The following is a 26,254-nucleotide window of genomic DNA, read 5'->3' as shown; positions in this document are numbered from 1 at the left end:
CGTACGCGCGCATCCTGTCCTTCCGCTCCCGTGCGGAGCTGGAGGAGCTGGAGCGGCAGACCGAGGGGCGCCCGCAGGCCCGGGCCGCGCAGCGCGCGCTGGCCGAGGAGCTGACCACTCTGGTGCACGGCGCGGACCAGACGGCCGCCAGGTTCTTCTTGCCCCGGCGCAGCACCAGCCAGCGCCCGTGCAGCAGATCCTCCGCGGCGGGCACCGCGTCCTCGGCGGTGACCTTGACGTTGTTCACGTAGGCGCCGCCCTCCTTGACGGTGCGCCGCGCGGCCGACTTGCTGGCCACCAGGCCGACCTCGGCCAGCAGGTCGACGACCTGGGCCGGCCGGGCGACCCGGATGTGCGGCACCTCGGACAGCGCCGCGGTCAGCGTCCGCTCGTCCAGCTCCGCCAGCTCGCCCTGGCCGAACAGCGCCCGGGAGGCGGCGATCACGGCGGCCGTCTGGTCCGCGCCGTGCACCAGAGTGGTCAGCTCCTCGGCCAGCGCGCGCTGCGCGGCCCGGGCCTGCGGGCGCTCCTCGGTCTGCCGCTCCAGCTCCTCCAGCTCCGCACGGGAGCGGAAGGACAGGATGCGCGCGTACGCGGAGATGTCCCGGTCGTCCACGTTCAGCCAGAACTGGTAGAACGCGTACGGCGTGGTCATCTCCGGGTCCAGCCAGACCGCGCCGCCCTCGGTCTTGCCGAACTTGGTGCCGTCCGCCTTGGTCATCAGCGGTGTCGCCAGCGCGTGCACGCTCGCGTCCGGCTCCAGCCGGTGGATCAGGTCCAGGCCGGCCGTCAGGTTGCCCCACTGGTCGCTGCCGCCCTGCTGGAGCGTGCAGCCGTGGCGCCGGTAGAGCTGGAGGAAGTCCATGCCCTGGAGGATCTGGTAGCTGAACTCGGTGTAACTGATGCCCTGGTCGGACTCCAAGCGGCGGGCCACCGAGTCCTTCGTCAGCATCTTGTTGACCCGGAAGTGCTTGCCGATGTCCCGCAGGAACTCGATCGCGGACAGGCCCTCGGTCCAGTCCAGGTTGTTCACCATCACCGCCGCGTTCTCGCCCTCGAAGGACAGGAACGGCTCGATCTGCCCGCGCAGCTTGCCGACCCAGCCGGCGACCGTCTCCGGGTCGTTCAGCGTGCGCTCGGCGGTGGGGCGGGGGTCACCGATCAGGCCCGTGGCGCCGCCGACCAGCGCCAGCGGCCGATGCCCGGCCTGCTGGAGCCGGCGCACGGTGAGCACCTGCACCAGATGCCCCACGTGCAGCGACGGCGCGGTCGGGTCGAAGCCGCAATAGAACGTGACGGGACCGTCCGCGAGCGCCTTGCGCAAGGCGTCCTCGTCGGTGGACAGGGAGAACAGCCCCCGCCACTTCAGCTCGTCGACGATGTCCGTCACGGTTCTCGCGTCTCCTAGGTGATGCACAGGGTTCTCGGGCAGTCGGGTGACAGCCGACTACGAGGTTATACGCCCTGACTGACAGAGCTCATGTTGAAATCCGGGACGCGCAGCGGGGGCATCGCGGCCCGGGTGAAATAGTCGCTCCACTCGCGCGGCAGCGTCCGCTCGGTGCGCCCGGCCTCCGCCGCCCGGCCCAGCAGGTCCACCGGCGACTCGTTGAACCGGAAGTTGTTGACCTCACCGGTCACCTCGCCGTTCTCGACCAGGTACACCCCGTCGCGGGTCAGCCCCGTCAGCAGCAGGGTCGCCGGGTCCACCTCGCGGATGTACCACAAGCAGGTCAGCAGCAGCCCCCGCGCGGTGCCGGCCACCATCTCCTCCAGGGAGCGGTCGCCGCCGCCGTCCAGGATCAGGTTCCCGGCGGACGGGGCGACGGGCAGCCCGGTCAGGCCCGCACTGTGCCGGGTGGTGAGCAGGCGGCCGAGCCGGCCGCCGTCGATCCACTCGGTGGCGCGCACGGGCAGCCCGTTGTCGAACACCGACTGGTCACCGCCCGAGGAGTGCGCGAGGACGAAGGGGGCGCACTCCAGGCCCGGCTCGTGCGGGTCGCTGCGCAGCGTCAGCGGCAGCTCGCTCAGCCGCTCGCCCACGCGCGTGCCGCCGCCCGGCTTGGAGAACACCGTGCGGCCCTCGGCCGCGTCCCGGCCCGACGCCGACCAGATCTGGTAGATCAGCAGGTCGGCGACCGCGGTCGGCGGCAGCAGCGTCTCGTACCGGCCGGCCGGCAGCTCCACGCGCCGCTCGGCCCAGCCGAGCCGTACGGCCAGCTCCGCGTCCAGCGCCGCCGGGTCGACGTCCTTGAAGTCCCGCGTGGAGCGGCCCGCCCACGCCGAGCGCGTACGGTCCGGGGACTTGGCGTTCAGCTCCAGCGTGCCGGCCGGCTGGTCGTGCCGCAGCCGCAGCCCCGTCGACGTGCCCAGGTAGGTGGAGACCAGCTCGTGGTTGGCGAAGCCGTACAGCTCACGGCCACCGGCCCGCGCGCGGGCGAACGACTCGCCGAGGGCCGGCGCGAAGTCCGCGAACACCGCGGAGGAGGTCTCGGCGGGCGCGTCGGTGAAGTCCGGCGCCGGCGGTACGTCCGTGACCAGCGGCTGCGCGTCCTCGGCGGGACCGGCCGCGCGCGCGGCGGCCTCGGCTGCCCGCACCAGCGGCTCCAGCTCGCCCCCGGTCACGGCCGACCGGGACACCACTCCCGAGGCGGTGCCCTCCTGGCCGTCGACGGTCGCGATCACGGTGAGCGTGCGCCCGCGCGTGACACCGTTCGTGGTGAGCGCGTTGCCCGCCCAGCGCAGGTTGGCGGTGGAGTGCTCGTCCGCGATCACGACGCACCCGTCCGCCCGGGACAGGGCGAGGGCGCGCTCGACGACCTCGTGCGGCTTGCTGGTACGCGGGCTCATCGACCGGCCTCCTGGGTGGTGTTCAAGATGTTGACGCCCTTGAAGAGGGCCGACGGGCAGCCGTGCGAGACGGCCGCGATCTGGCCCGGCTGGGCCTTGCCGCAGTTGAAGGCGCCGCCGAGCACATACGTCTGCGGGCCGCCGACCGCCGCCATGGAGCCCCAGAAGTCGGTGGTCGTCGCCTGGTAGGCCACGTCCCGCAGCTGCCCGGCCAGCCGTCCGTTCTCGATCCGGTAGAACCGCTGCCCGGTGAACTGGAAGTTGTAGCGCTGCATGTCGATCGACCAGGACCGGTCCCCGACGACGTAGACGCCGCGCTCCACGCCCCCGATCAGGTCCTCGGTGGACATGCCCGCAGGGTCCGGCAGCAGCGACACGTTCGCCATGCGCTGCACCGGCACATGCCCGGGGGAGTCGGCGTAGGCGCAGCCGTTGGACCGCTCGAAGCCGGTCAGCCGGGCGATCCTGCGGTCCAGCTGGTAGCCGACCAGCGTGCCGTCCTTCACCAGGTCCCAGGACTGCGCCTGGACGCCCTCGTCGTCGTAGCCGACGGTCGCCAGGCCGTGCTCGGCGGTGCGGTCCCCGGTGACGTTCATCAGCTCGGAGCCGTAGCGCAGCGTGCCGAGCCGGTCGAAGGTGGCGAAGGAGGTGCCGGCGTAGGCGGCCTCGTAGCCGAGCGCCCGGTCCAGCTCGGTGGCGTGCCCGATGGACTCGTGGATGGTCAGCCACAGGTTGGACGGGTCGACGACCAGGTCGTAGACGCCCGCCTCGACGCTGGGCGCGCGCATCTTCTCGGCGAGCAGCCCGGGGATGCGCTCCAGCTCGCCCGCCCAGTCCCAGCCGGTCCCGGTGAGGTACTCCCAGCCGCGCCCGGCCGGCGGGGCCAGGGTGCGCATCGAGTCGAACTCGCCGCTGGCGGCGTCCACCGACACGGCGGTCAGCTGCGGATGCAGCCGCACCCGCTGCTGGGTGGTCACGGTCCCGGCCGTGTCGGCGTAGAACTTGTTCTCGTGCACGGTCAGCAGCGAGGCGTCGACATGGTCGACGCCGTCGGCCGCCAGCAGCCGCGCGCTCCAGTCGGCCAGCAGCGCGGTCTTCTCTTCCCCGGGCACCGAGAAGGGGTCCGTCTCGTACGACGACACCCAGGTCTTCTCGGCGTGCACGGGCTCCGCCGCCAGCTCGACCCTCTCCCCGGACCCGGCCGCGGCGATCACCCGCGCGGACAGCTTCGCCATCGCCACCGCCTGCGAGGCGACCCTGGCGGCGGCGTCCATGCTCAGGTCGACACCGGAGGCGAACCCCCAGGTACCGCCGTGCACCACGCGCACCGCGTACCCCAGGTCGGTGGTGTCCGAGGACCCGGCTGGCCGCGCGTCCCTGAGCCGCAGCGACGCACCGCGCACCCGCTCGAACCGGAAGTCCGCGTGCTCCGCCCCCAGCGCCCGCGCGCGGGCCAGGGCGGCGTCGGCCAGGGCGCGCAGCGGAAGGGCCGTGAAGGTCTCGTCGATCATGTGTGGCACGGGATCTCCCTGCTCTCGTCGCCTGTCCGACCGATCATGTCGCGCCCGCGGCGGCCGGGACCACTCCTTTGCGGGCCGAGTCCGCGGATTTCTGTAGGGACCCGACAGCGCGGCCCGCACGCCACTGTCGGTGCCCGATTGTCCGCGCGCCTGGCCGGACCGATAGGTTTCCGGTGTGGCCGCCTGTCAACCAGCTGTTCGGGCGTGCTGTCGGAACGCTTGAGACCCGCAATGAAAGGGTGATCCGTTGAGCCGCTCGGTTCTCGTCACCGGAGGCAACCGGGGCATCGGCCTCGCCATCGCCCGCGCGTTCGCCGACGCCGGCGACAACGTCGCGATCACGTACCGGTCGGGTGAGCCGCCGGCCGGCTTCCTCGCGGTCCGGTGCGACATCACCGATCCCGAGCAGGTGGAGCAGGCGTACAAGGAGATCGAGGCCCAGCACGGCCCGGTGGAGGTCCTCGTGGCCAACGCCGGCGTCACCAGGGACCAGCTCCTGATGCGCATGTCCGAGGAGGACTTCTCCTCCGTCCTCGACACCAACCTCACCGGCACCTTCCGTGTCGTCAAGCGTGCCAACCGCGGCATGCTGCGCGCCAAGAAGGGCCGGGTCGTCCTGATCTCGTCGGTGGTCGGCCTGCTCGGCTCGGCGGGGCAGGCGAACTACGCCGCCTCCAAGGCCGGCCTGGTCGGTTTCGCCCGCTCCCTCGCCCGTGAGCTGGGCTCGCGCAACATCACCTTCAACGTCGTCGCCCCCGGCTTCGTCGACACCGACATGACCCGGGCGCTCAACGACGAGCAGCGCGCGGCCATCATGGGCCAGGTGCCGCTGGGCCGGTACGCGCAGCCGGAGGAGATCGCCGCCGCGGTGCGGTTCCTGGCCTCGGACGAGGCCTCGTACATCACTGGAGCCGTCATTCCCGTTGACGGCGGACTGGGAATGGGTCACTGATCACCATGAGCGGAATCCTCGAGGGCAAGCGCGTCCTGATCACCGGTGTGCTGACGGAGGCGTCCATCGCCTTCCACGCCGCCAAGCTGGCCCAGGAGCAGGGCGCCGAGATCATCCTGACCGCGTTCCCGCGGCCCACGCTGACCGAGCGCATCGCCAAGAAGCTGCCGAAGCCCACCAAGGTCATCGAGCTGGACGTCACCGACGACGAGCACCTCGGGCGCCTGGCCGACGTCGTCGGCGAGGAGCTGGGCGGCCTCGACGGTGTGGTGCACTCCATCGGCTTCGCGCCGCAGGACGCGCTCGGCGGCAACTTCCTGAACACGCCGTTCGAGTCGGTCGCCACCGCCCTGCACGTCTCGGCGTTCTCCCTGAAGTCGCTGACCATGGCCTGCCTGCCGCTGATGCAGAACGGCGGCTCGGTCGTCGGCCTCACCTTCGACGCCCAGTTCGCCTGGCCGCAGTACGACTGGATGGGCCCGGCCAAGGCCGCCCTGGAGGCCACCAGCCGCTACATGGCGCGCGACCTCGGCAAGCAGAACATCCGCTGCAATCTGGTCTCGGCGGGCCCGCTCGGCTCCATGGCCGCCAAGTCCATCCCGGGCTTCAGCGACCTGGCCTCGGTGTGGGACTCCCGCTCCCCGCTGGAGTGGGACCTCAAGGACCCCGAGCCGGCCGGCCGCGGCATCGTCGCCCTGCTGAGCGACTGGTTCCCGAAGACCACCGGCGAGATCGTCCACGTGGACGGCGGGCTGCACGCCATCGGCGCGTGAGTGTCGTCGCACCGGGCTGAGGGCCCGCATCCTCCGGGATGCGGGCCCTTCGCGTTGCCCCGCGGGGAGGCCGTTCCAGTCCCGTACGGGCTTCAGTCCCGTACGGGCGGGCCGAACCGTCCCGCGCGGCACAGGAAGGGATAGCTGGCGGCCTCCGCGGCGGCCGCCTCCGCGTCGCCGGCCCGGATCGCGTCGACCAGCCGTGTGTGGTCCATGTGCGTGGCCGGGGTCAGCTCCTCGCCCACGTCCGCGCGCAGCCGGTCGCGCATCACCTCGGCCAGGTCGGCGTACATCGCGGTCATCACGTCGTTGTGCGAGGCGGCCACCACCGCGAGGTGGAAGGTGGCGTCCACCGCCACGAACGCCTCCGCGTCACCGGACTCCCACGCCTCCTGCCGCCGCACCAGCAGCGCGTCGAGCTGCTTGAGGTCCTTCTCGCCGCGCCGCTCGGCGGCCAGCTTCGCCGCGGCCGACTCCAGCGTGGACCGCAGCTCCGCGATGTGCCGCGGGTCCGCCCCGGAGAACCGGCGCTGCATCACGCCGGCCAGCTCGCTGGTGGCCACCACGTAGGTGCCGGAGCCCTGGCGGATGTCCAGCAGGCCGTTGTGGGCGAGCGCGCGGACCGCCTCGCGCACGGTGTTGCGGGCGACGCCGAGCTGCTCGACCAGTTCGGGTTCCGTCGGGATGCGGGAGCCGACCGGCCACTCGCCCGAGGCGATCTGGCTCCGCAGCGCGGCGATGACCTGTTCGGACAGCGCCGAGCGGCGCGGATGGCTCAGAGGCATGGCACACCTTCGCACGCGGAACCCGGGAATCGTGACCCGGGCCGGACACAGAGTGGACAGTCAATCATCCCATCATTCTATGATGGCTCTCATGGCACGTGAGGAAACAACCCGGACGACGACACCGACGACCGCGCAGCAGCCCCCGGCCGCGACGGCCGCCGCCCGGACGGCGCGCGCCCCCGGGCCGGCGCGGACGGCCACCCCGCGCGCGTGGGCGAAGCGACTGGTCGTCGTCGGCATCGTGCTGTCCGCACTGAACCTCCGCCCCGCCATCACCAGCCTCGGCGCGCTCCTGGAAGAGGTCCGCGACGGGCTCGGCATGAGCGGCGGCGTGGCCGGACTGCTCACCTCCGTGCCCTCCCTCTGCTTCGCCGTCTTCGGTGTCATGGCCCCCCGGCTGGCCCGCCGCTTCGGACCCGCCGCGGTGGTGTGCGCGGGCATGGCCGCCATCGCCGCCGGGCTGGTCATCCGGCCGTACGCCGGGGGCACGGCCGGCTTCCTGGCCGCCAGCGCGCTCGCGCTCATGGGCATCGCCGTCAGCAATGTGCTGATGCCGGTCATCGTCAAGCGCTGGTTCCCCGACCGGGTCGGCACCATGACCGGCCTGTACTCGATGGCCCTGTCCCTGGGCACCGCGACCGCCGCCGCGGTCACCGTGCCGGTGACGCACGCGCTCGGCGGCGGCTGGCAGTCCGGACTCACCGTCTGGGCGGCCCTCGCCCTGGTGGCCGTACTGCCCTGGCTGCCGGTGGTGCGCGACCGGGGCGCCGCCCCGGCTCCGGCTCCGGCTCCGGCTCCGCAGGAGGCCGTACGTAAGGAAGCCGTACGCCAAGAGGCCGTACGCCAGGAGGCCCCGCGCCAGGAGCAGCCGCACGGGGAGCACACCCCCGCCCTGCGGATCACCCGCAGCCGCACCGCCTGGGCGCTGGCCGTCTTCTTCGGGCTCCAGGCCACCGCCGCCTACGTCACCATGGGCTGGGCCGCGCAGATCTTCCGGGACGCCGGGGTGTCCGCCGGCACCGCCGGAGTGCTGCTCGCCGTCATCATGGTCATGGGCGTCCCGCTCGCCTTCGTCATCCCGCGGCTGGCGACCCGGCTGCCCCACCAGGGCCCGATCGTGCTCGTGCTCGGCGTGTGCGGCCTGGCCGGATACGCCGGCCTGTACCTCGCCCCGGCCGCCGGAGCCTGGGCCTGGGCGGTGCTCCTCGGCATCTCCAACTGCGCCTTCCCGCTCGCCCTCACCATGGTCGGCATGCGGGCGCGCTCCGGCCCGGGGGTGGCGCAGCTGTCCGCGTTCGCCCAGAGCACCGGCTACCTGATATCCATCCCGGGACCCCTCCTGGTCGGCGTGCTCTACCAGAGCAGCGGCGGCTGGGGCCTGCCCATCGCGTTCATGATCGTCCTGATGGTCCCGCAGATGGTGGTGGGCTGGCTGGCGGGCCGCAACCGCACCGTGGAGGACGAGGCGGCGCGCTGAGACCCGGCCCCGCCGCGGCCGCGGCCGGGCGGAGTGGGAGACTGGGGCCATGCAGCCTGTGCTCGACCCGAATCCCAAGAACAGCCAGAAGAAGATGCTGCTCGTCTTCGGCTCGTTCTTCGCCATCTTCGCGATCATCGCCATCGTCGCGACCCTCGTCTCCCCCTGATCCATACGCCCTGATCCCGTACGTCCTGGATCCTGTACGCCTCTGCCGCCTCCCCGCTTCCCGCGCGGGCGAGCCGGGGGTGGGGACAGCCCCCCCGTCCCCTAGGGGGCGGAGGTCAGGGTCAAGTGGGTGGATCACCGGATGGGCCTGCGGGCTCCGGTTCCGTACCTTCGAAGGGTGGCCGCGGCAGGCGGCCGGAGAGCCGTTCGAGGACAGCGGAGGCGAGCATGGCGGCCCGTACGCACTTCAGGCCCCACCCGGCGACCACGGGCGGCGTCGCGACCCGGTTGCCGTGGTGGGCCCTGGCCCTGCCGGCGCTCGCCTTCGCCACCCTGCTGGTCCTGATACTGAACCCGTCGCACGCCCACGCGGCCCCCGGCGACCCGGCGGTCACCCAGCTGTTGCAGCGCGCCCAGGCACTGCTCGTACGCTGAGGCCCCCGCCCGGTCCGCCCGCTCCGGCCGCCGCGCGGGCGTGGCCTCCCGCACCCTCCGCGTCACGCCGGGACCCGCCTGTCAACTCCCTGCGCCCCATGGCCTGTTTCATGCGAAGCTGGGAGCCATGAGCGTCGCAGAATCCCGCAGGATCGTCCTCTTCCGACATGCGAAAGCCGACTGGCCACAGGTGACCGATCATGAGCGGCCGCTCGCCGAGCGTGGCCGCGCGGACGCCCCGGTGGCCGGCCGCAAGCTGACCGACACCGGTCTCGTCTTCGACCTGGCCCTGTGCTCGACCGCCACCCGGACCCGGGAGACCTGGAAGCTCGCCGTCCATGAGCTGCCCCACCGGCCGAAAACGGTCTACGAGGAGCGGATCTACGAGGCCTCGCCCGGCGAGCTGATCACGCTGCTCAACGAGACACCGGACGACGTCCGCACGATCATCCTGATCGGCCACAACCCCGGCATGCAGGGACTGACCGAGGTGCTGTGCGGCGCGGCCGAGGAGGACGCCCGCGAGCGCATGAGCCGCCGCGGCTTCCCGACCGCCGCCTTCGCCGTCCTCTCCTTCGACGGCCCCTGGAAGAGCCTGGAACCGGCCACGGCCACCCTGACCGACTACTGGGCGCCGTCGAAGTAGCCCGACACCCGACAGCCCGACGCGCCCTCGCGGCCGTCGCGTCCTCCCCGCACGCGGGAGGCCCGGCACCCCCAGGGGTACCGGGCCTCCCGCGTGTCCGCGTGTCCGCGCGTCCGTCCGCCCGCGCGGCTCAGCGCTCCTCGTGCGCGTCCGCCGCCTCGACCTCTTCGCGGGTGACCCCGAGCAGGTACAGGACCGTGTCGAGGAAGGGCACGTTCACCGCGGTGTACGCCGCCTCCCGGACCACCGGCTTGGCGTTGAAGGCGACCCCGAGACCGGCCGCGTTCAGCATGTCCAGGTCGTTCGCGCCGTCGCCCACCGCCACCGTCTGGGCCAGCGGGACACCCGCCTCCGCGGCGAAGCGGCGCAGCAGCCGCGCCTTGCCCGCCCGGTCGACGATCTCGCCGGTGACCCGCCCTGTCAGCTTCCCGTCCACTATCTCCAGCGTGTTGGCCTGCGCGAAGTCCAGCCCGAGCCGTTCCTTGAGATCGTCGGTGACCTGCGTGAAGCCGCCCGAGACCACCCCGACCTGATAGCCGAGACGCTTGAGCGTACGGATCAGGGTGCGCGCGCCCGGCGTCAGCCGCACCTCGCTGCGCACCTTGTCCACCACGGAGGCGTCGAGGCCGGCCAGCAGCGCCACGCGCGCGTGCAGCGACTGCTCGAAGTCCAGCTCCCCGCGCATCGCCGCCGCCGTCACCTCGGCGACCTCGTCCTCGCAGCCGGCGTGCGCGGCGAACAGCTCGATCACCTCGTCCTGGATGAGCGTCGAGTCCACGTCCATCACGACCAGGCGCTGTGCCCGCCGGTGCAGGCCGGCCGCGACGACCGCGACATCGACACCGAGTGCCGCCGCCTCCGTCGCCAGGGCGGTGCGCAGCGGCTCCGTCTCCACTCCGGACACCGCGAACTCCACCGCCGTGACCGGGTACTTGGCCAGCCGGAAGATACGGTCGATGTTGCCGCCGGCCCGGGTGATCCGGGCGGCGGTCCGGGCGGTCGCCTCCGCGGTGAGCGGGTGGCCCAGCACCGTGACCAGGGAGCGTCCGAGGCCGCGCGGCCGGTTGTCGCCGCGTCCGGAGAGGATCTCCGCCTGCATCTTCATCGACTCGGCCCAGCTGTGCACGGTGGCCCGCAGATCGCCCTCAAGGCCGGCCGGCGGCTGGGTGACGAGCGCGCACAGCACCATCCGGCCGCGGGTGACGACCTGCTCGATGTCGACCACGTCGACGGAGTAGGCCGCGAGGGTGTCGAAGAGACCGGCCGTGATGCCCGGCCTGTCCTTCCCGAAGATCTTGACGAGAAGGGTGAGGTCATCAGAACTCTGCGAAGCGCTCATGGTGATTCCACCGTATCCGGCACCCAGTGCCTTCCGCCCCCCAGGTCCGGCTGGCGGACAGGGAACAATGGGTGTCGCCGAGGTGGCGCCCAGTCACGTACCGCGCCCGTTCACCAGTATGCGTTACCTACTCATGACAAGGCCCGGCTTTCGGTCGGAGGGCGGAGCCTGGAATAGTTCCCCACGATGTTCGACATCCCTACACTCCCTGCGACGGGGGGATCTCGGGGGACAACTCAGTGGGGCTTGGAGTGCCGGAACTCGTACTGGAAACAAACGGACGAACCTTGACGCTCGATCCGTCAAGGTCATACACCCTCGGACGTGATCCGCAGGGGGATGTCGTCCTCGACGACGCCAGGGTCTCCTGGCGGCACGCGACGGTCAGTCACAACGGCCGCGTCTGGCTCGTCGAGGACCATGGCAGCACCAACGGCACGTATGTGCACGGGCAGCGGGTCCAGCAGGTGGAGATCGGGCCCGGCTCGGCGGTCCGCCTCGGCAACGCCGCCGACGGACCGTGCCTGAACCTCTCGGCCGCCGCGGCCGCGGTCTCCGCGCCGCAGGCCCAGCAGCCGTACGCCGCGTCGGGTGCGGGCCCTGGCTGGAACCAGCCGCAGCCGCCGAACGCACAGCAGCAGCCGCAGCAGTCTCAGCAGCCCGCCGCGCAGGCCGGCTGGCAGCAGCAGCCGTCGATCCCGCAGCAGCAGGGCCCCGGTGGTGGCGCGGGGGCGCCGCCGGTCCACGGCGACCGCAGCCCGACGACGTTCCACCAGTTCTCCCTCGGCCGGGTGATGCGCATCGGCCGTGCGCTGGAGAACGAGCTGGTCGTCTCCGACCTGCAGGTCTCCCGCCACCACGCCGAGTTCCACGCGACGCCCGACGGCCGCATGGAGATCCGCGACCTCGGTTCGCACAACGGCACGTACGTCAACGGCCAGCCGATCGCCAAGGGCGGCTCGCAGCTGCTCGGCCCCGCCGACATCGTCGGTGTCGGCCACTCGACGTTCCGGATCGTCGGGGACCGCCTGGAGGAGTTCGTCGACACCGGCGAGGTGTCCTTCTCCGCCCGGCACCTGACCGTCACCGTCGACGGCGGCAAGCAGATCCTCAAGGACGTCTCCTTCGGCGTCCCGGAGAAGTCGCTGATCGCGGTCATCGGCCCGTCGGGGTCCGGCAAGTCCACCCTGCTCAAGGCGCTCACCGGCTACCGCCCCGCCGATCAGGGCGAGGTCCTCTACGACAACCGGAACCTGTACAAGCAGTTCGCCGAGCTGCGCCAGCGCATCGGTCTGGTCCCGCAGGACGACATCCTGCACAAGGAGCTGACCGTCAAGAAGGCCCTCAAGTACGCGGCCAAGCTGCGCTTCCCGGCCGACACCACGACCGCCGAGCGCAACGCCCGTATCGGTGAGGTGCTGGGCGAGCTGAAGCTCGACATCCACAAGGACAAGAAGGTCACCTCGCTCTCCGGTGGCCAGCGCAAGCGTGTCTCGGTCGCCCTGGAGCTGCTCACCAAGCCGTCGCTGATCTTCCTGGACGAGCCGACCTCCGGTCTCGACCCGGGCATGGACCGCGACGTCATGCAGCTGCTGCGCGGCCTCGCCGACGACGGCCGCACGGTCCTCGTGGTCACCCACTCGGTGGCCGAGCTGGCGATCTGCGACAAGCTGCTGGTGATGGCGCCGGGCGGCAGCGTCGCCTACTTCGGCCCGCCCGAGGAGGCGCTGAACTTCTTCGGCTACGAGAGCTGGGCCGACGTCTTCTCCGCTTTCGAGAACTACCGCGACTACGACTGGGCGGGCCGCTGGAAGGGCTCGCAGCACTACCAGATGTACGCCGCGGACCTCGACGCCGTCGCCCCGCAGCCCGTGCACACGCCGGTGCCGCAGGCGATCAGGCCGCCCAAGCCGCAGGGCTGGGGTTCGCAGCTGCTGACCCTGATCCGCCGGTACGTGTCGGTCATCGCCTCCGACAAGGGGTTCCTGGCGCTGACGGTGATCCTGCCCGCGGTGCTCGGCGCGGTCAGCCTGCTCATCGACCACGACAAGGGACTGCTGGTCAACGCGGCGGTCAACCCGCGCACGGGCCTGCACGTCCCGAACGGCACGGCCACCACCGTGCTGCTGATCCTTGCCGTCGGCGCGTGCTTCGCGGGCGCCGCGAACTCCGTGCGCGAGCTGATCAAGGAACGGGTGATCTACGAGCGGGAGCGCGCGACCGGCCTGTCCCGCTCGGCGTACCTGATGTCCAAGGTCGTCGTGCTCGGTGCGGTCACCGTGCTCCAGGGACTGCTGGTCGGCCTGATCGGCTTCTCCAGCCGGGAGATCCCCGGCGAGGGCCTGGTCCTGGGCCACGCGACGCTGTTCGAGCTGTGCCTGCCGATCATGGCGCTCGGCTTCACCTCGATGATGTTCGGCCTGGTCATCTCCTCGCTGGTGAAGACCGCCGAGAAGACCATGCCGCTGCTGGTGATGTTCGCGATCATCCAGGTGGTGTTCACCGGCTGCCTGTTCACGCTGCACGGCACGCCCGGCGTCAACGAGTTCTCGTACCTGATGCCGTCGCGCTGGGCGGTGGCGGGCGCCGGCGCCACGCTGGACTTCAACAACATCGCCCCCAACACCGACGACCCGGGCAGCACCGACCCGCTGTGGAACCACACGGTCGGCGCCTGGAGCATGGACATGATCGCGCTGATCGCCCTGGGCGTCGCCTGCGGCTTCCTGGTGGCGCGCTTCCTGCGCCGCCACGAGCCGGAGGTCATGCGCAAGTGACGTCCCGCGCCCCGCGCGGGCGGTGAGCGGACAGCGAAGGGCGGCACCCCACACCGGGGTGCCGCCCTTCCGCGTGTATCCGCGTGCCGTCAGAGGTCCGCGCCGACCCCCGAGGGTCAGTACGCGCTGTTGACGTTGTCGATCGAGCCGTACCGGTGGGCCGCGTAGTTGGCGGCGGCGGTGATGTTGGCGACCGGGTCGTAGATGTTCGCGGAGGTGCCCGCGACGTGGTACGCGGTGAAGGTCGGCTGGATGACCTGCAGCAGGCCCTTGGAGGGTATGCCGTTGCGGGCGTTGACGTCCCAGCCGTTGATGGCCATCGGGTTGCCCGAGGACTCCCGCATGATGTTGCGGTGCAGGCCGCTGTAGGAGCCGGGGATGTTGTGCTGCTTCATGATCGCCAGCGACTGCCGGATCCAGCCGTCGAGGTTGTTGCCGTAGCTGGTGGCGGCGGCGACCGTCTGCAGCTGCGGGCGCTGCGCGGAACGGCTCGCGGCCTGCGCGGCGTGGCGGGCGGCCTCGGCCTTGCGGTGCGCGGCGGCCTTGTGCGCGGCGGCCTGCTGCTTCGCGGCGGCCTGCTTCTTGGCCTCGATGGCCTGGATCTTCAGGCTGCTGCTGGCGAGCTGGTCGGTGACGCTGGCCTTGACGTCCTTGACCGGCTGCGCGGCGAACTGCGCCGGGGCGGCGGCGGGGGCCGCGTCGGCGGACGTGGTGGTGTGCGCGCCGCCGGGGACGGTGGTGAAGGCGAGAGCGGCGGCGCCGAGCGTGGCGGCACCGGCGACGGCGACCTTGTGGGTCTTGGTCAGAGCACGACTATGGGGGCGAAAACTGAACTTTGCGGGCATGGCGAACTGGACCTCTTCGAGTAGCGCGGAGGTCGCTCTCCGGACTGCGGGAGGGGGTCCTTCCCACACGAACGCCGCGAGCGGAAACCCGCGGCGCTGAGCGACGAGAGCAATTCTTAGCGGCCGCAAAACCCGAGGGCAAAGGTGTGACGTACGAAGCCGGGTAGTGGATCAGGAACAGACAAAACGGGACAGACAGGGCTGTCTGTCCCGTTCACCAGGGGAGTGGCGACTCCTATGCCCGTTCGTACGTGATGTGCGCCCTATGTGCGCCCTCACATCGAAGGAGGGCCTTCCTTACAGTTAGTTGCCATCGCAACGCTCTGTGTGAGCCGTCTCCTCCGGAAGGATGAGGTGCACGTCGCCGAACTCGTGCCAGAGATAGTGCCCGCGCAACGCCTCCTCATAACTCCGGACGACCGCGGCCCGTCCGGCGACCGCCTCCAGCATCAGCAGATGCGAGGCCTCCGGCTCGTGCAGCCCGGTCAGCAGCCCGTCCACGACCCGCACCCCGCGCTCCGCGGTCACCACGAGCCCGGTCCACCCCGCCGCCGCCCGCACCCGCCCGTCCGGCCCCACCGCCGACTCCACGGCCCGCACCGCGGTGGTCCCCACCGCGATCACCCGCCCGCCCGCCGCCCGTACCCCGTCGATCAGCCGGGCCGACGCCCCGGGCACCGAGAACCGCTCCGGGTACGGCGGCTCGTGCGCCTCGGCCGAGGCCACCCCCGTGTGCAGGGTCACCGGCGCGAACAGCACCCCCCGGCTCACCAGCTCCGCCACCAGCCGCGCCGTGAAGGGCCGCGCGGCGCTCGGCATCTCCGCGCTGCCGGTGCCGTCCGCGGACGGCACCGCGAACACCGTCTGGTACACCGACAGCGGCTGGTCCCGCTCCGTGTAGGCGTACCGGATGGGCCGCCCGTGCTCCCGCAGCAGCCCCAGCACGTCCGCCCCCGCCGCCCCGGCGGCCCGCGCCCACCGCAGCCGGTCGCCGCGCGCGCTCAGCGCCTCCTCCAGCACCAGCCGCACACCCCCGGCCAGCACCACCTCCCTGCCCGCGGGCGCCCCCGCACGCGCGCGCGTGGTGCCCCGGCCGTCCGGCTCCCGCACCTCGACCGCCCACCGCCCGTCGTCCCCGCGCGTGGAGAAGTGCACCACCACGCGCGCGTGCCCGATCCGCCCGTCCACCGCGGCGGCCAGCGTGGGGGAGGTGTTCACCACCAGCACATCACCGGCCCGCAGCAGGCGCGGCAGCTCCGGAAAGGAGTGGTGCGACACCTGGGTGCCCCGCGACACCAGCAGCCGCACGGCGTCCCGGTCCAGCCCCGGACCGCGCTGCTCCACCGGCACCCGCGCCGACAGCTCCGCAGGCACCCTGACGGCCAGGGGCGAGCGGCCACCAGGCGTCCCGGAGACCGGGGAGGCCGCCGTCATCGCGTCTCCAGCAGCGCCGGAGCGCCGTAGCGGCCGCTCATCGGGCGCTCCTCCAGCAGCCGCAGGAAGGCCGGCACCACCGCGTCCGGCGCCGGACGCGGCCCGTCGTCCTCCGGTACGGCCGCCGCGTACAGACCGGTCGCCATGTCCCCGGGGTCCACCGCCCACACCCGCAGCCACGGCTCCTCCACGGCCAGCACCGCCGCCAGGTGGTCCAGCGCCGCCTTCGACGCCCCGTAACCGCCCCAGGTCTCGTACGCCTCGGCGGCCGCGTCCGAACTGACCGCGATCACGGTGCCCGCCGCCGCCGCGCGCAGCAGCGGCAGCGCCTCCTGGACCAGTCCCAGGGCGGCCACCGTGTTCACCTCCAGCGCCCGGCGCAGCCCGTCCAGGGGCAGCCCGGCCAGCCGCACCAGCGGCTCGGCGCCCAGCGCGCTCGCGTTGTGCACCAGCAGGTCCACCCCGCCGAGCCGGCGCGCCGCGGCCACCACGGCGGCCCGGTGCCCGGCGTCCGCCACGTCCCCCGCGACGGCCTCCACCGCCACCCCGTGCCCTGCGGCCGCCCGGGCCGCCTCCGCCAGCGCCGCCGCGCCCCTGGCGTCCAGCACCAGATCCCAGCCCCGTGCCGCCAGGGCCTCGGCGAGCGCCCGCCCCAGCCCCTTCGAAGCCCCCGTGATGATCGCTACCGGCATGCCATCCGTCCCCTGGTCATGACGCCCGGACCCGCTCGCCGGGCCGTCTCCGTACGCCGCGTGACCGGCGTGCCGCCACCGTAGGAACGCGGCAGCCCCCACCACCTCGGGCGCGGGCCGCACCCGGCCGCGGTCTTTCGCCGTAGGACGCCGGCCCCGTCCGCGCGCCCTAGGACCTGCCACCGCCCGGGGCCGGGGGACCTACGTCCGGACCTACGTCCACGGACCCGGGAGGCACGGCCACAGGTCCGATCCGGGCTGTCACACCCCGCCGGTACCGTGAGGGCATGAGTCAAGGCCCCCGGTCCGGCCTCGCCGCGGTGAGTTCCGCGCTGCTGGCCATGAGCAGGCACCTGGAGGTGCGCGACGTCCTCAAGACGATCGTCGCCTCCGCCCGCGAGCTGCTCGACGCGCAGTACGCCGCGCTCGGTGTCCCGGACGACCACGGCGGCTTCGCCCAGTTCGTGGTGGACGGGGTCAGCGAGGAGCAGTGGCGCGCCATCGGCCCGCTCCCGCGCCAGCACGGCATCCTCGCCGCGATGCTGCACGAGGCCCGCGCCGAGCGCCTGGCCGACGTGCGCGAGGACCCGCGCTTCGAGGGCTGGCCGGCCGCCCACCCCGACATGTCCGACTTCCTCGGCCTGCCCATCCGCGACGGCGACGAGGTCATCGGGGCACTGTTCCTGGCGAACAAGCGCTGCCCCAGGCCGCAGGGCGGCTGCGGCTTCACCGAGGAGGACGAGGAACTGCTCGCCATCCTCGCCCAGCACGCCGCGATCGCCCTCACCAACGCCCGCCTCTACGAGCGCAGCCGCGAACTGACCATCGCCGAGGAGCGCTCCCGCCTCGCCCACGAACTGCACGACGCGGTCAGCCAGAAGCTGTTCTCCCTGCGCCTGACCGCACAGGCCGCCGCCGCCCTCGTCGACCGCGACCCGGTGCGCGCCAAGGGCGAGCTGCACCAGGTGGCCGCCCTCGCCGCCGAGGCCGCCGACGAACTGCGCGCCGCCGTGGTCGAGCTGCGCCCCGCCGCCCTCGACGAGGACGGCCTGGCCGCCACCCTGCGCACCCAGATCCAGGTCCTCGACCGCGCCCACAGCGCGCGCGTCACCTTCACCGCCCACAGCTGCCGGGCCCTGCCCGCCGCCCAGGAGGAGGCCATGCTCCGCGTCGCCCAGGAGGCCCTGCACAACGCCCTGCGGCACGCGGACGCGGCACACGTCGACGTCACCCTGGAGCGCCGCGGCCCGGGCGCCGTCCTGCGCGTGGCCGACGACGGCAAGGGCTTCGACCCGGGCACGGTGCGCCGCGCGGGCCGCCACCTGGGCCTGGTCTCCATGCGGGACCGGGCCAGTGGCGCGGGCGGCAGGCTGACGGTGCAATCGGCGCCCGGCAAGGGCACCACGATCGAGATGGAGGCCCCCGGTGGCTGACGCAATCAAGGTGCTGGTCGTCGACGACCACCAGGTGGTCCGCCGGGGCCTGCGCACCTTCCTGGAGGTGCAGGACGACATCGAGGTCGTCGGCGAGGCGGCGGACGGCGCCGAGGGCGTCGCCCGGACCGAGGAGCTGCGGCCCGACGTCGTCCTCATGGACGTCAAGATGCCCGGCACGGACGGCGTCGAGGCGCTGCGCCGGCTGCGCGAACTCGGCAACCCCGCGCGCGTGCTCGTCGTCACCAGCTTCACCGAACAGCGCACCGTGGTCCCCGCCCTGCGCGCGGGCGCCGCCGGGTACGTCTACAAGGACGTCGACCCCGAGGCCCTCGCCGGGGCCATCCGCTCCGTGCACGCCGGCCACATCCTGCTCCAGCCGGAGGTCGCCGGCGCCCTGCTGGCCCAGGACGAGACCAACGCGGGCCAGGGCCGGGGGAGTTCCCTCACGGACCGGGAGCGCGAGGTGCTCGGCCTGATAGCGGACGGCCGCTCCAACCGGGAGATCGCCCGCGCCCTGGTGCTGTCCGAGAAGACCGTGAAGACCCACGTGTCGAACATCCTGATGAAACTGGACCTCGCGGACCGCACCCAGGCCGCGCTGTGGGCCGTACGCCACGGCATGGCCGGGTGACCGGCCCCCGCGGCGGCAATTCGGAGCGTTCCCTTCCGGACTGAGATTCATACCGTCGTGGGAATGTCCCCCGGATGGCGCAACCTCCGCCGGGCCCGCCCGTTCTCCAGTGCGTACCGCGGCGACTGCCGCGGCGATCACCAGGAGGACTCAAGCGTGAAGAACCTGAAGAAGGCAGCGGCCGTGACGATGGTGGCCGGCGGGCTCGTGGCCGCCGGCGCCGGAATGGCCTCCGCCCATGACGGCGCCGCGGCCGCCGGCGCGGCCAAGGACTCCCCGGGCGTCGTCTCGGGCAACGTCATCCAGGCCCCGATCCACATCCCGGTCAACGCCGTAGGCAACAGCGTCAACGTCATCGGCGTCCTGAACCCGGCCTTCGGCAACCTCGGCCTCAACCACTGAGCCCACCACCACCCCGATGCCCACGGCCTCCCGGCTCCCCCCGGGAGGCCGATCCCGGCGGGGAACATCTTGCGGTCCAGGCCGGCGAAATCAGCCCGTCCGGCGTTTGAGGACGAGGCCGTTCAGGCCGACGGGGGTCTGGGGCACAGCCCCAGGGCAGCCCGCACCCACACAGGGCACCCCGTGAGCAACCCTCACCGCGCCCCCTTCTCCCGCTCCTCCACGACGGAGTTGTACGCCGCCACCTGCGCCCGCCGGGCCGTCCGCTCCACCGGCCGCAACGCCTCCCCCCGCGCGGCCATCTCGGACGCGCTCACCGCACCCCCGTGCCCGTTCCCGTACGCCAGCGACACCAGCAACCCCACCCGCTGCGCCAGCTCCAGCACCCGCGCCGCCCGCGCCGGGTACCCCGGCGCCAGCACCTCCCGGCCCGCCTCGGCCCGCGCCCGGTACGCCTCGACCGCCGCCTCCGCCACCGGCCCCGACCCGGCGACGTCCAGCCGCGACAGCACCTCGGTCGCCTCCCGCAGCGCCTGCGCCAGCTCACGCTCGGCCTCGCCCAGCGACGGCACATCGGCGGGCGGCGCGTCCCGCACGGCCAGCACGTGCCACACCACCTCGGCGTGCACATCGCCCGCCGGGCCCGCCTCGTGCACCTCGGGCACCAGGCCGAGCGCGGCACCGTGGCAGACCACCGCCTCCCCGGCCTCCAGCGCCCGCGCGTTGAACTCCGGCGGCCCGCTCAGCCCCAGCGGATGCCCCGGCGCGGGCAGCGCCACCCGCAGCGCGTCCACCCCGAGCGCGCGCAGCCGCCCCAGCGCGAGCGTGAGCCCGACAGGACCCGATTCGCCGGGCAGCCCCGCCACCCGATGGACGGCATCCTCACCCACGACGGCGAGCACGGCGTCGTCCGGAGAGACAAGTCCGGCGAGAAGGGCATTTCCCCAAGCGGCCAGGCGGCCGGAGCGCGGTTCCGAGAGCATGCCCCCACCTTAAGGACCGGACCGATGGAACGGCCCGGCCGTCTCGTGGCGTAGATTCGGAGGGGGCTGCGCCCACCGGCGCGGCGGACCCAGCCACAGGCGTACGCGACAGCCGGGACCGGCGGCACACTGCAAGGGGAGACAACGCGCTCATGAGCGATGTTCTGGAGCTTCAGGACGTATCCGTGGTCCGTGAGGACCGGGCTCTGGTGGACCAGGTCTCCTGGTCGGTCAAGGAGGGCGAGCGCTGGGTCATCCTCGGCCCGAACGGCGCCGGCAAGACCACCCTCCTGAACGTCGCCTCCAGCTACCTCTACCCCAGCAAGGGCACCGCCACCATCCTCGGCGAGACCCTCGGCCGCCCCGGCACCGACGTCTTCGAACTGCGCCCCCGCATCGGCATGGCCGGCATCGCCATGGCCGACAAGCTCCCCAAGCGCCAGACCGTCCTGCAGACCGTGCTCACCGCCGCGTACGGCATGACCGCGGGCTGGCAGGAGGAGTACGAGGACATCGACGAGCAGCGCGCCCGCGCCTTCCTCGACCGCCTCGGCATGACCGACTACCTCGACCGCCGCTTCGGCACCCTCTCCGAGGGCGAGCGCAAGCGCACCCTGATCGCCCGCGCCCTGATGACCGACCCCGAACTGCTGCTCCTGGACGAGCCCGCCGCCGGCCTCGACCTCGGCGGCCGCGAGGATCTGGTCCGCCGCCTCGGCCGGCTCGCCCGCGACCCGATCGCCCCCTCGATGATCATGGTCACGCACCACGTCGAGGAGATCGCCCCCGGCTTCACCCACGTCCTGATGATCCGTCAGGGCAAGGTGCTCGCCGCCGGCCCGCTGGAGCTGGAACTCACCTCCCGCAACCTCTCCCTGTGCTTCGGGCTCCCGCTCGTCGTCGAGCAGATCGGCGACCGCTGGACCGCCCAGGGCCTCCCGCTGTCCTGACCCCGCCGACGGGCCCACTGCCACCGGCCTGTCACCGCCGCGATCCCGTGCCGTGCCCCGGACCGGCCCCCGTGCGCCCTGTCCGCCGCACGCCCCCGGCCCTACCATGACCATGTGAACGACATCGACGCATGGGTGTGGTGGCTCGTCGCGGCGGCCGCCCTCGGCATCCCGCTCGTGGTGACCGCGATGCCGGAGTTCGGGATGCTCGCGGTCGGCGCCGTCGTCGCCGCGGCCGTCGCCGGCTTCGGCTTCGGTGTCGTCGCCCAGGTGCTCGCCTTCGTCGTCGTCTCCGTCGCGCTCATCGCCGTCGTCCGGCCCATCGCCGCCCGGCACACCCGCCAGAGCCCCCGACTGGCCACCGGAATCGACGCGTTGAAGGGCAGGCAGGCCGTCGTCCTCGAACGCGTCGACGGCGCCGGCGGCCGGATCAAACTCGCCGGGGAGGTCTGGTCGGCCCGCGCGCTCGACACCGACCGCTCCTACGAGGAGGGCGCGGAGGTCGACGTCGTCGACATCGAGGGGGCCACCGCCATCGTCATGTGACCGAACACCCCACGAGGCAGGCGACGGTCTGTCAGACTCGACCAGCAAGATCTTCAACAGCCGAGAAGCCCCTAAGATCTTCCGAAAGCGCCGAGGCGGAGAAGGGTACGGGAAGCAACGATGGCACCGGTCATCATCGTCCTGATCGTTCTGGTGGTGTTGGTCTTCATCGCCCTGATCAAGACGATCCAAGTCATTCCGCAGGCCAGCGCCGCCATCGTCGAGCGCTTCGGCCGTTACACGCGGACCCTGAACGCGGGCCTCAACATCGTCGTCCCGTTCATCGACACCATCCGCAACCGCATCGACCTGCGCGAACAGGTCGTGCCGTTCCCGCCGCAGCCGGTGATCACCCAGGACAACCTGGTCGTCAACATCGACACCGTCATCTATTACCAGGTGACCGACGCCCGGGCCGCCACCTACGAGGTCGCCAGCTACATCCAGGCCATCGAGCAGCTCACCGTCACCACCCTGCGCAACATCATCGGCGGCATGGACCTGGAGCGCACCCTCACCTCCCGCGAGGAGATCAACGCGGCCCTGCGCGGCGTCCTCGACGAGGCCACCGGCAAGTGGGGCATCCGCGTCAACCGCGTGGAACTCAAGGCCATCGAGCCGCCGACCTCCATCCAGGACTCGATGGAGAAGCAGATGCGCGCCGACCGCGACAAGCGCGCCGCGATCCTCCAGGCCGAAGGTGTCCGGCAGTCCGAGATCCTGCGCGCCGAGGGCGAGAAGCAGTCCCAGATCCTGCGCGCCGAAGGTGAGGCCAAGGCCGCCGCGCTGCGCGCCGAGGGCGAGGCCCAGGCCGTCCGCACGGTCTTCGAGGCCATCCACGCCGGCGACCCGGACCAGAAGCTGCTCTCCTACCAGTACCTCCAGATGCTGCCGAAGATCGCCGAGGGCGACGCCAACAAGCTCTGGATCGTCCCCAGCGAGATCGGCGACGCCCTCAAGGGCCTCTCCGGCGCCATGGGCAACTTCGGCCCCCTGGGCGGCAATTCAGGCGGCGGCAACGGCGGCGGCACGGTCCCCTCCCAGCACGACGGCAGGAGCACCCCTCCGGAACGCCGGGAAAAGCCGTTCATCGACTGAGAGTACGTAGAACACGTAGAAGCAGACGTCCCCCGCACTCCTTCAAGGGGCGCGGGGAACTGCGCGGTCAACCACGAGGTACCGACAGCCGGCGAAGGACACAAGCCCCACGGCGAGTAGTTCAGGCAGCCTCCCGCACCAACCACTCCGGCAGCCCGGCGAACTCCTCCGCCCCCAGCGCCAGCAACATCGCATCCGCGGGCGTCGGCTCGAACGGCTCCCGCAACAAAGGCATCCCCGCCTGCTCCGGAGTCCGGTCCGCCTTGCGGTGGTTGTCCTCCGCGCACGAGGCCACCGTGTTCAGCCAGCTGTCCTGCCCGCCCCGCGACCGCGGCACCACGTGGTCCACGGTCGTCGCCCGCCGGCCGCAGTACGCGCACCGGTACCGGTCCCGCACCAGCACTCCCCGCCTCGACCACGGCGCTTGTCTTCGGAACGGCACCCGCACGTACCGGCACAGCCGGATCACCCGGGGCGCCGGTATGTCCACCGCGGCTCCCCGCATCCGCAGTTCGGGATGGGCCTGCTCGACGACCGCCTTGTCCTGCAGCACCAGCACCACGGCTCGGTTCAGCGTCACCGTCGACAGCGGCACGAAGCTCGCGTTCAGTACCAGCGTGTCCCGCATCCGGCCCACCTCCCGTGTGCACCGGCCCACCCCCCGGCGGGCCCGGACCAACTCTGGACGGGCGCGTCAGGATGGACAACGCAATAAAAATGCCCGCCTCCGATCACTTCCAAGACCAGAGGCGGGCAAACGTCCGGCACCCACCGGATCGGGCGACAGACCGGGTCAGCCCTCGGCGGAAACCTCGTACTCACCGATCAGCTGCGCCCGCGCCAGCGTGTGGAACCGCAGGTTGAAGCCGACCACGGCCGGAGAGACGTCCGAGTCAGGGCCCAGCTTCTCCTGGTCCACGGCGTACACCGTGAAGACGTACCGGTGCGGCCCGTCCCCGGGCGGCGGCGCGGCGCCCCCGAAGTCCTTCGACCCGTAGTCGTTGCGCGCGTGCACCGCGCCCTCGGGCAGCCCCTCGAACTTCCCGCCGCCCGCACCCGCCGGCAGTTCCGTCACCGAGGCCGGGATGTCGAACACCACCCAGTGCCAGAACCCGCTGCCGGTCGGGGCGTCCGGGTCGTAGCAGGTCACCGCGAAGGACTTGGTCCCGGACGGGAAGCCCTCCCAGCGCAGCTGCGGCGAGGTGTTCCCCGCCGCCTGAAGCTGGGCGTCCTGGAGCGTCCCGCCCTCCCGGACGTCGTCGCTCGTCACCGTGAAGGCCGGCACGGGCGGATGGAAGTCGTGGGGGAGCGGCCGCCGCTTGAGCTCGGTCACCTCGGTACCTCCTGATCGTTCCTACAGTCGGTACTGAGCCTAGGGCCTGTCTGACAGTTCCCGTTGTCGCCCGGAGGGCGGCCGCGCGGGGTCAGGTGCGTGCTCTCGGGGTGCCGGGCGTAGAGCCTCGTACTGGGTGTACTCGGCTCTGCGCCCGGTGCGGCGAGAGTGCGTGCATGGCGTCGCGAGGCAGACGGGAATTGTCAGGCAGGCCCTAGGGCTAGAACCAGCTGCGCCTGCTGCCGACCTCGGCGATCCACTGGTGCAGGTACGCCACCCAGTCGGTCTGCCGGTGCTCGTGCAGCCCCACCTGGAAGGAGCGGTAGCTGTCGCTGCCCTCGCTGAACAGACCCGGCTTCTTGTCCATTTCAAGGACCACGTCCATGGCGTGCTCGTCGGCCACGAAGCTCACCTCGACCTCGTTCAGGCCCCGGTACTGCGCCGGCGGGTGGAACTCGATCTCCTGGTAGAACGGCAGCCGCTGCCGCGTCCCGCGGATGTGCCCGCGCTCCATGTCCGCGTGCTGGAAACGGAAGCCGAGCTGGATGAACGCGTCCAGGATCGCCTTCTGCGCCGGCAGCGGGTGCACCTGGACCGGGTCCAGGTCACCGGAGTCCACCGCGCGGGCGATCGCCAGCTCCGTCGTCACCCCGATGTGCATGCCCCGCAGCGCCTGCCCGTCGATCATCGTGACCGGCGTCTCCCAGGGGATCTCCAGCCCGAACGGCACCGCGTGCACGGCCCCCGCCCGCAGCTCGAACGCGCCACCGAGGCGCACCTTGGTGAACTCGATGTCCTGCTTGTACTCCTCGTCGCCGTTCTCGACCTCCACCCTGGCCTGCAACCCGACGGACAACCCCTCGATCTGCTGGTCCACCGACCCGCCCTGGATCCGCACCTCGCCCTGGACGACCCCGCCCGGCACCACGTCGACCCCGTGCAGTTCGGTCTCGACCGACGCGCCGCCCGCCCCGAGGCTCGCCAGCAGCTTCCTGAACGCCATGACTCTCCCTTTACGTGTGGTCCCTGACCCCTACATACGCGATCCGGTCGTGACCGGTTCCGCGCCCACACCCTGGCAAGCGGGCGAAACCTTGACCAGCCCTTGCCACCCACCCGTCTGGACTACGCTCGTAACCCATGATCGCGCCCTCGGACCGTACGCCCCTGCCCAGAGAGTTCTTCGCCCGCCCCGTCCTGGACGTCGCCCCCGACCTCCTGGGCCGCATCCTCGTCCGCTCGACTCCGGACGGCCCGATCGCGCTGCGCCTGACCGAGGTCGAGGCGTACGACGGCCCGAACGACCCGGGCTCCCACGCCTTCCGCGGCCGCACGGCCCGCAACGCCGTGATGTTCGGCCCGCCCGGCCATGTGTACGTCTACTTCACCTACGGCATGTGGCACTGCATGAACCTGGTGTGCGGACCGGAGGGGGAGGCGAGCGGGGTCCTGCTCCGCGCCGGCGAGATCGTCGAGGGCGCCGAGCTGGCCCGCACCCGCCGGCTCTCGGCCCGCAACGACAAGGAACTGGCCAAGGGCCCGGCCCGCCTCGCCACCGCACTCGGCGTGGACCGCGCCCTCGACGGCACCGACGCCTGCACCACCGGCGACACCCCCATCCGCATCCTGACGGGCAGTCCGACCCCCTCTGACCAGCTACGCAACGGCCCGCGCACCGGCGTCGCCGGCGAAGGCGGCAACGGTGACGCCCACCCCTGGCGCTATTGGGTCGCCGACGACCCGACCGTCAGCCCGTACCGGCCGCACGTGCCCAAGCGCCGTCGAAGTTGACTCGCCCTTGAAAGGTGCGTAATGTAGCCCAAGCCGCTGAACCGGGTACGGCGATCGCCTGCAGCCGGAGCGGCCAAACCACTACTTATCGAACGCCCCTTCAGCGGGGTCGATTGTGGCGTGCTCGCACGTCCGAATTCGAACCGCAGGAGCCGATTATGAATCGGACCGGGAATCAGCTAACGTAGTGAATGTCGAAAGGCCGACGGACGAAAGTCCGAAAGCCCGATGACAACCCCCCGACTGGGAATCGGATCGGAAAACGGTCTGATAGAGTCGGAAACGCAAGACCGAAGGGAAGCGCCCGGAGGAAAGCCCGAGAGGGTGAGTACAAAGGAAGCGTCCGTTCCTTGAGAACTCAACAGCGTGCCAAAAGTCAACGCCAGAT

The 26,254-nt window shown here is 72.0% G+C and carries 26 protein-coding genes; 14 read left to right on the top strand and 12 right to left on the bottom strand.

The genetic code is table 11. The features are described 5' to 3' along the window. The 3 genes from tyrS to ABZ858_RS36655 all read right to left on the bottom strand — a co-directional run. A partial coding sequence (gene tyrS, locus ABZ858_RS36665; protein ID WP_361389186.1) for a tyrosine--tRNA ligase occupies positions 1-1,390 on the bottom strand: 1,390 nt, incomplete at its 3' end. 65 nt (positions 1,391-1,455) lie between these two features. Then, on the bottom strand, positions 1,456-2,850 hold the full coding sequence (locus tag ABZ858_RS36660) for a metallopeptidase TldD-related protein (RefSeq protein ID WP_361389183.1): 1,395 nt from the start codon (positions 2,848-2,850) through the stop codon (positions 1,456-1,458). After that, positions 2,847-4,370 carry a TldD/PmbA family protein gene (locus ABZ858_RS36655; RefSeq protein ID WP_361389180.1) on the bottom strand — a complete coding sequence of 508 codons (1,524 nt, stop codon included), beginning with the start codon at positions 4,368-4,370 and terminating at the stop codon, positions 2,847-2,849. Before ABZ858_RS36655 ends, ABZ858_RS36660 begins: the two co-directional genes overlap by 4 nt. Positions 4,371-4,617: 247 nt before the next feature. On the opposite strand from ABZ858_RS36655, the gene fabG reads away from it, so the two are divergent. Continuing rightward, positions 4,618-5,322, top strand: coding sequence for a 3-oxoacyl-[acyl-carrier-protein] reductase (gene fabG, locus ABZ858_RS36650; RefSeq protein ID WP_361389178.1), 705 nt, complete (start codon positions 4,618-4,620; stop codon positions 5,320-5,322). 5 nt (positions 5,323-5,327) lie between these two features. After that, complete coding sequence (gene fabI, locus ABZ858_RS36645) at positions 5,328-6,095, top strand: enoyl-ACP reductase FabI (RefSeq protein WP_361389175.1); 768 nt, start codon at positions 5,328-5,330, stop codon at positions 6,093-6,095. Between the two features lie 92 nt (positions 6,096-6,187). On the opposite strand, the gene ABZ858_RS36640 is transcribed toward fabI, so the two are convergent. After that, the gene (locus ABZ858_RS36640; protein WP_361389172.1) at positions 6,188-6,880 is read right to left on the bottom strand and encodes a FadR/GntR family transcriptional regulator; all 693 of its coding nucleotides are present in this window, start codon (positions 6,878-6,880) and stop codon (positions 6,188-6,190) included. 79 nt (positions 6,881-6,959) lie between these two features. Here ABZ858_RS36640 and ABZ858_RS36635 point away from each other — a divergent pair, with 79 nt between their 5' ends. The 4 genes from ABZ858_RS36635 to ABZ858_RS36620 all read left to right on the top strand — a co-directional run bounded on the left by ABZ858_RS36635 (position 6,960) and on the right by ABZ858_RS36620 (position 9,609). Continuing rightward, positions 6,960-8,360 (top strand): MFS transporter, encoded by a 1,401-nt coding sequence (locus ABZ858_RS36635; RefSeq protein ID WP_361389169.1) that lies wholly within the window; start codon positions 6,960-6,962, stop codon positions 8,358-8,360. A 49-nt stretch (positions 8,361-8,409) separates the two neighbouring features. Further along, positions 8,410-8,529, top strand: coding sequence for an SGM_5486 family transporter-associated protein (locus tag ABZ858_RS36630; RefSeq protein ID WP_361389166.1), 120 nt, complete (start codon positions 8,410-8,412; stop codon positions 8,527-8,529). A 227-nt stretch (positions 8,530-8,756) separates the two neighbouring features. Continuing rightward, positions 8,757-8,963, top strand: a complete 207-nt coding sequence (locus ABZ858_RS36625; protein ID WP_361389163.1) for a hypothetical protein — start codon at positions 8,757-8,759, stop codon at positions 8,961-8,963. 127 nt (positions 8,964-9,090) lie between these two features. Further along, positions 9,091-9,609 (top strand): histidine phosphatase family protein, encoded by a 519-nt coding sequence (locus ABZ858_RS36620; RefSeq protein WP_361389160.1) that lies wholly within the window; start codon positions 9,091-9,093, stop codon positions 9,607-9,609. Between the two features lie 130 nt (positions 9,610-9,739). On the opposite strand, the gene serB is transcribed toward ABZ858_RS36620, so the two are convergent. Continuing rightward, positions 9,740-10,948 (bottom strand): phosphoserine phosphatase SerB, encoded by a 1,209-nt coding sequence (gene serB, locus ABZ858_RS36615; protein ID WP_361389157.1) that lies wholly within the window; start codon positions 10,946-10,948, stop codon positions 9,740-9,742. A 251-nt stretch (positions 10,949-11,199) separates the two neighbouring features. Between serB and ABZ858_RS36610 the strand changes: the two genes are divergently transcribed. Continuing rightward, complete coding sequence (locus ABZ858_RS36610; RefSeq protein ID WP_361389154.1) at positions 11,200-13,725, top strand: FHA domain-containing protein; 2,526 nt, start codon at positions 11,200-11,202, stop codon at positions 13,723-13,725. 116 nt (positions 13,726-13,841) lie between these two features. Here ABZ858_RS36610 and ABZ858_RS36605 read toward each other — a convergent pair whose 3' ends face one another. The 3 genes from ABZ858_RS36605 to ABZ858_RS36595 form a co-directional block, all read right to left on the bottom strand. Then, on the bottom strand, positions 13,842-14,570 hold the full coding sequence (locus tag ABZ858_RS36605; protein WP_361389151.1) for a transglycosylase SLT domain-containing protein: 729 nt from the start codon (positions 14,568-14,570) through the stop codon (positions 13,842-13,844). A 303-nt stretch (positions 14,571-14,873) separates the two neighbouring features. Next, positions 14,874-16,004 (bottom strand): S-adenosylmethionine:tRNA ribosyltransferase-isomerase, encoded by a 1,131-nt coding sequence (locus tag ABZ858_RS36600; RefSeq protein WP_361389147.1) that lies wholly within the window; start codon positions 16,002-16,004, stop codon positions 14,874-14,876. Next, positions 16,001-16,696 (bottom strand): SDR family NAD(P)-dependent oxidoreductase, encoded by a 696-nt coding sequence (locus ABZ858_RS36595; protein WP_361389144.1) that lies wholly within the window; start codon positions 16,694-16,696, stop codon positions 16,001-16,003. Before ABZ858_RS36595 ends, ABZ858_RS36600 begins: the two co-directional genes overlap by 4 nt. A gap of 287 nt (positions 16,697-16,983) precedes the next feature. On the opposite strand from ABZ858_RS36595, the gene ABZ858_RS36590 reads away from it, so the two are divergent. The 3 genes from ABZ858_RS36590 to chpE all read left to right on the top strand — a co-directional run bounded on the left by ABZ858_RS36590 (position 16,984) and on the right by chpE (position 19,165). Beyond that, a complete protein-coding gene (locus ABZ858_RS36590) occupies positions 16,984-18,129 on the top strand; it encodes a GAF domain-containing sensor histidine kinase (protein WP_361389141.1) in 1,146 nt (381 codons plus the stop codon). Beyond that, a complete protein-coding gene (locus tag ABZ858_RS36585; protein ID WP_361389138.1) occupies positions 18,122-18,763 on the top strand; it encodes a response regulator transcription factor in 642 nt (213 codons plus the stop codon). The genes ABZ858_RS36590 and ABZ858_RS36585 overlap by 8 nt, the downstream gene beginning before the upstream one ends. Before the next feature lie 156 nt (positions 18,764-18,919). After that, the gene (chpE, locus tag ABZ858_RS36580; RefSeq protein ID WP_361389135.1) at positions 18,920-19,165 is read left to right on the top strand and encodes a chaplin ChpE; all 246 of its coding nucleotides are present in this window, start codon (positions 18,920-18,922) and stop codon (positions 19,163-19,165) included. Between the two features lie 194 nt (positions 19,166-19,359). On the opposite strand, the gene ABZ858_RS36575 is transcribed toward chpE, so the two are convergent. Further along, positions 19,360-20,148: a hypothetical protein gene (locus ABZ858_RS36575; RefSeq protein ID WP_361389132.1), complete on the bottom strand. Its 789-nt coding sequence runs from the start codon at positions 20,146-20,148 to the stop codon at positions 19,360-19,362. A gap of 152 nt (positions 20,149-20,300) precedes the next feature. On the opposite strand from ABZ858_RS36575, the gene ABZ858_RS36570 reads away from it, so the two are divergent. From ABZ858_RS36570 to ABZ858_RS36560, 3 genes are all read left to right on the top strand, one after another. After that, positions 20,301-21,098, top strand: a complete 798-nt coding sequence (locus ABZ858_RS36570; RefSeq protein WP_361389129.1) for an ABC transporter ATP-binding protein — start codon at positions 20,301-20,303, stop codon at positions 21,096-21,098. Between the two features lie 114 nt (positions 21,099-21,212). Then, positions 21,213-21,644: an NfeD family protein gene (locus ABZ858_RS36565; RefSeq protein WP_361389126.1), complete on the top strand. Its 432-nt coding sequence runs from the start codon at positions 21,213-21,215 to the stop codon at positions 21,642-21,644. A gap of 120 nt (positions 21,645-21,764) precedes the next feature. Further along, the gene (locus ABZ858_RS36560; RefSeq protein WP_361389123.1) at positions 21,765-22,742 is read left to right on the top strand and encodes an SPFH domain-containing protein; all 978 of its coding nucleotides are present in this window, start codon (positions 21,765-21,767) and stop codon (positions 22,740-22,742) included. A gap of 121 nt (positions 22,743-22,863) precedes the next feature. On the opposite strand, the gene ABZ858_RS36555 is transcribed toward ABZ858_RS36560, so the two are convergent. From ABZ858_RS36555 to ABZ858_RS36545, 3 genes are all read right to left on the bottom strand, one after another. Next, the gene (locus ABZ858_RS36555) at positions 22,864-23,370 is read right to left on the bottom strand and encodes an HNH endonuclease (protein ID WP_361389120.1); all 507 of its coding nucleotides are present in this window, start codon (positions 23,368-23,370) and stop codon (positions 22,864-22,866) included. Positions 23,371-23,535: 165 nt separating this feature from the next. Then, positions 23,536-24,075, bottom strand: a complete 540-nt coding sequence (locus ABZ858_RS36550) for a YbhB/YbcL family Raf kinase inhibitor-like protein (protein ID WP_361389117.1) — start codon at positions 24,073-24,075, stop codon at positions 23,536-23,538. Between the two features lie 220 nt (positions 24,076-24,295). After that, positions 24,296-25,078 (bottom strand): sporulation protein, encoded by a 783-nt coding sequence (locus ABZ858_RS36545; protein WP_361389114.1) that lies wholly within the window; start codon positions 25,076-25,078, stop codon positions 24,296-24,298. Between the two features lie 137 nt (positions 25,079-25,215). On the opposite strand from ABZ858_RS36545, the gene ABZ858_RS36540 reads away from it, so the two are divergent. Beyond that, the gene (locus ABZ858_RS36540) at positions 25,216-25,866 is read left to right on the top strand and encodes a DNA-3-methyladenine glycosylase (protein ID WP_361389111.1); all 651 of its coding nucleotides are present in this window, start codon (positions 25,216-25,218) and stop codon (positions 25,864-25,866) included. Positions 25,867-26,254: the final 388 nt, after the last annotated feature.

It is taken from the genome of Streptomyces sp. NPDC047017, assembly GCF_040644175.1.
Taxonomy (GTDB): Bacteria; Actinomycetota; Actinomycetes; order Streptomycetales; family Streptomycetaceae; genus Streptomyces.
The sequence above is the reverse complement of the archived record's forward strand: the minus strand, read 5'-3'. Positions and strand labels throughout refer to the sequence as shown.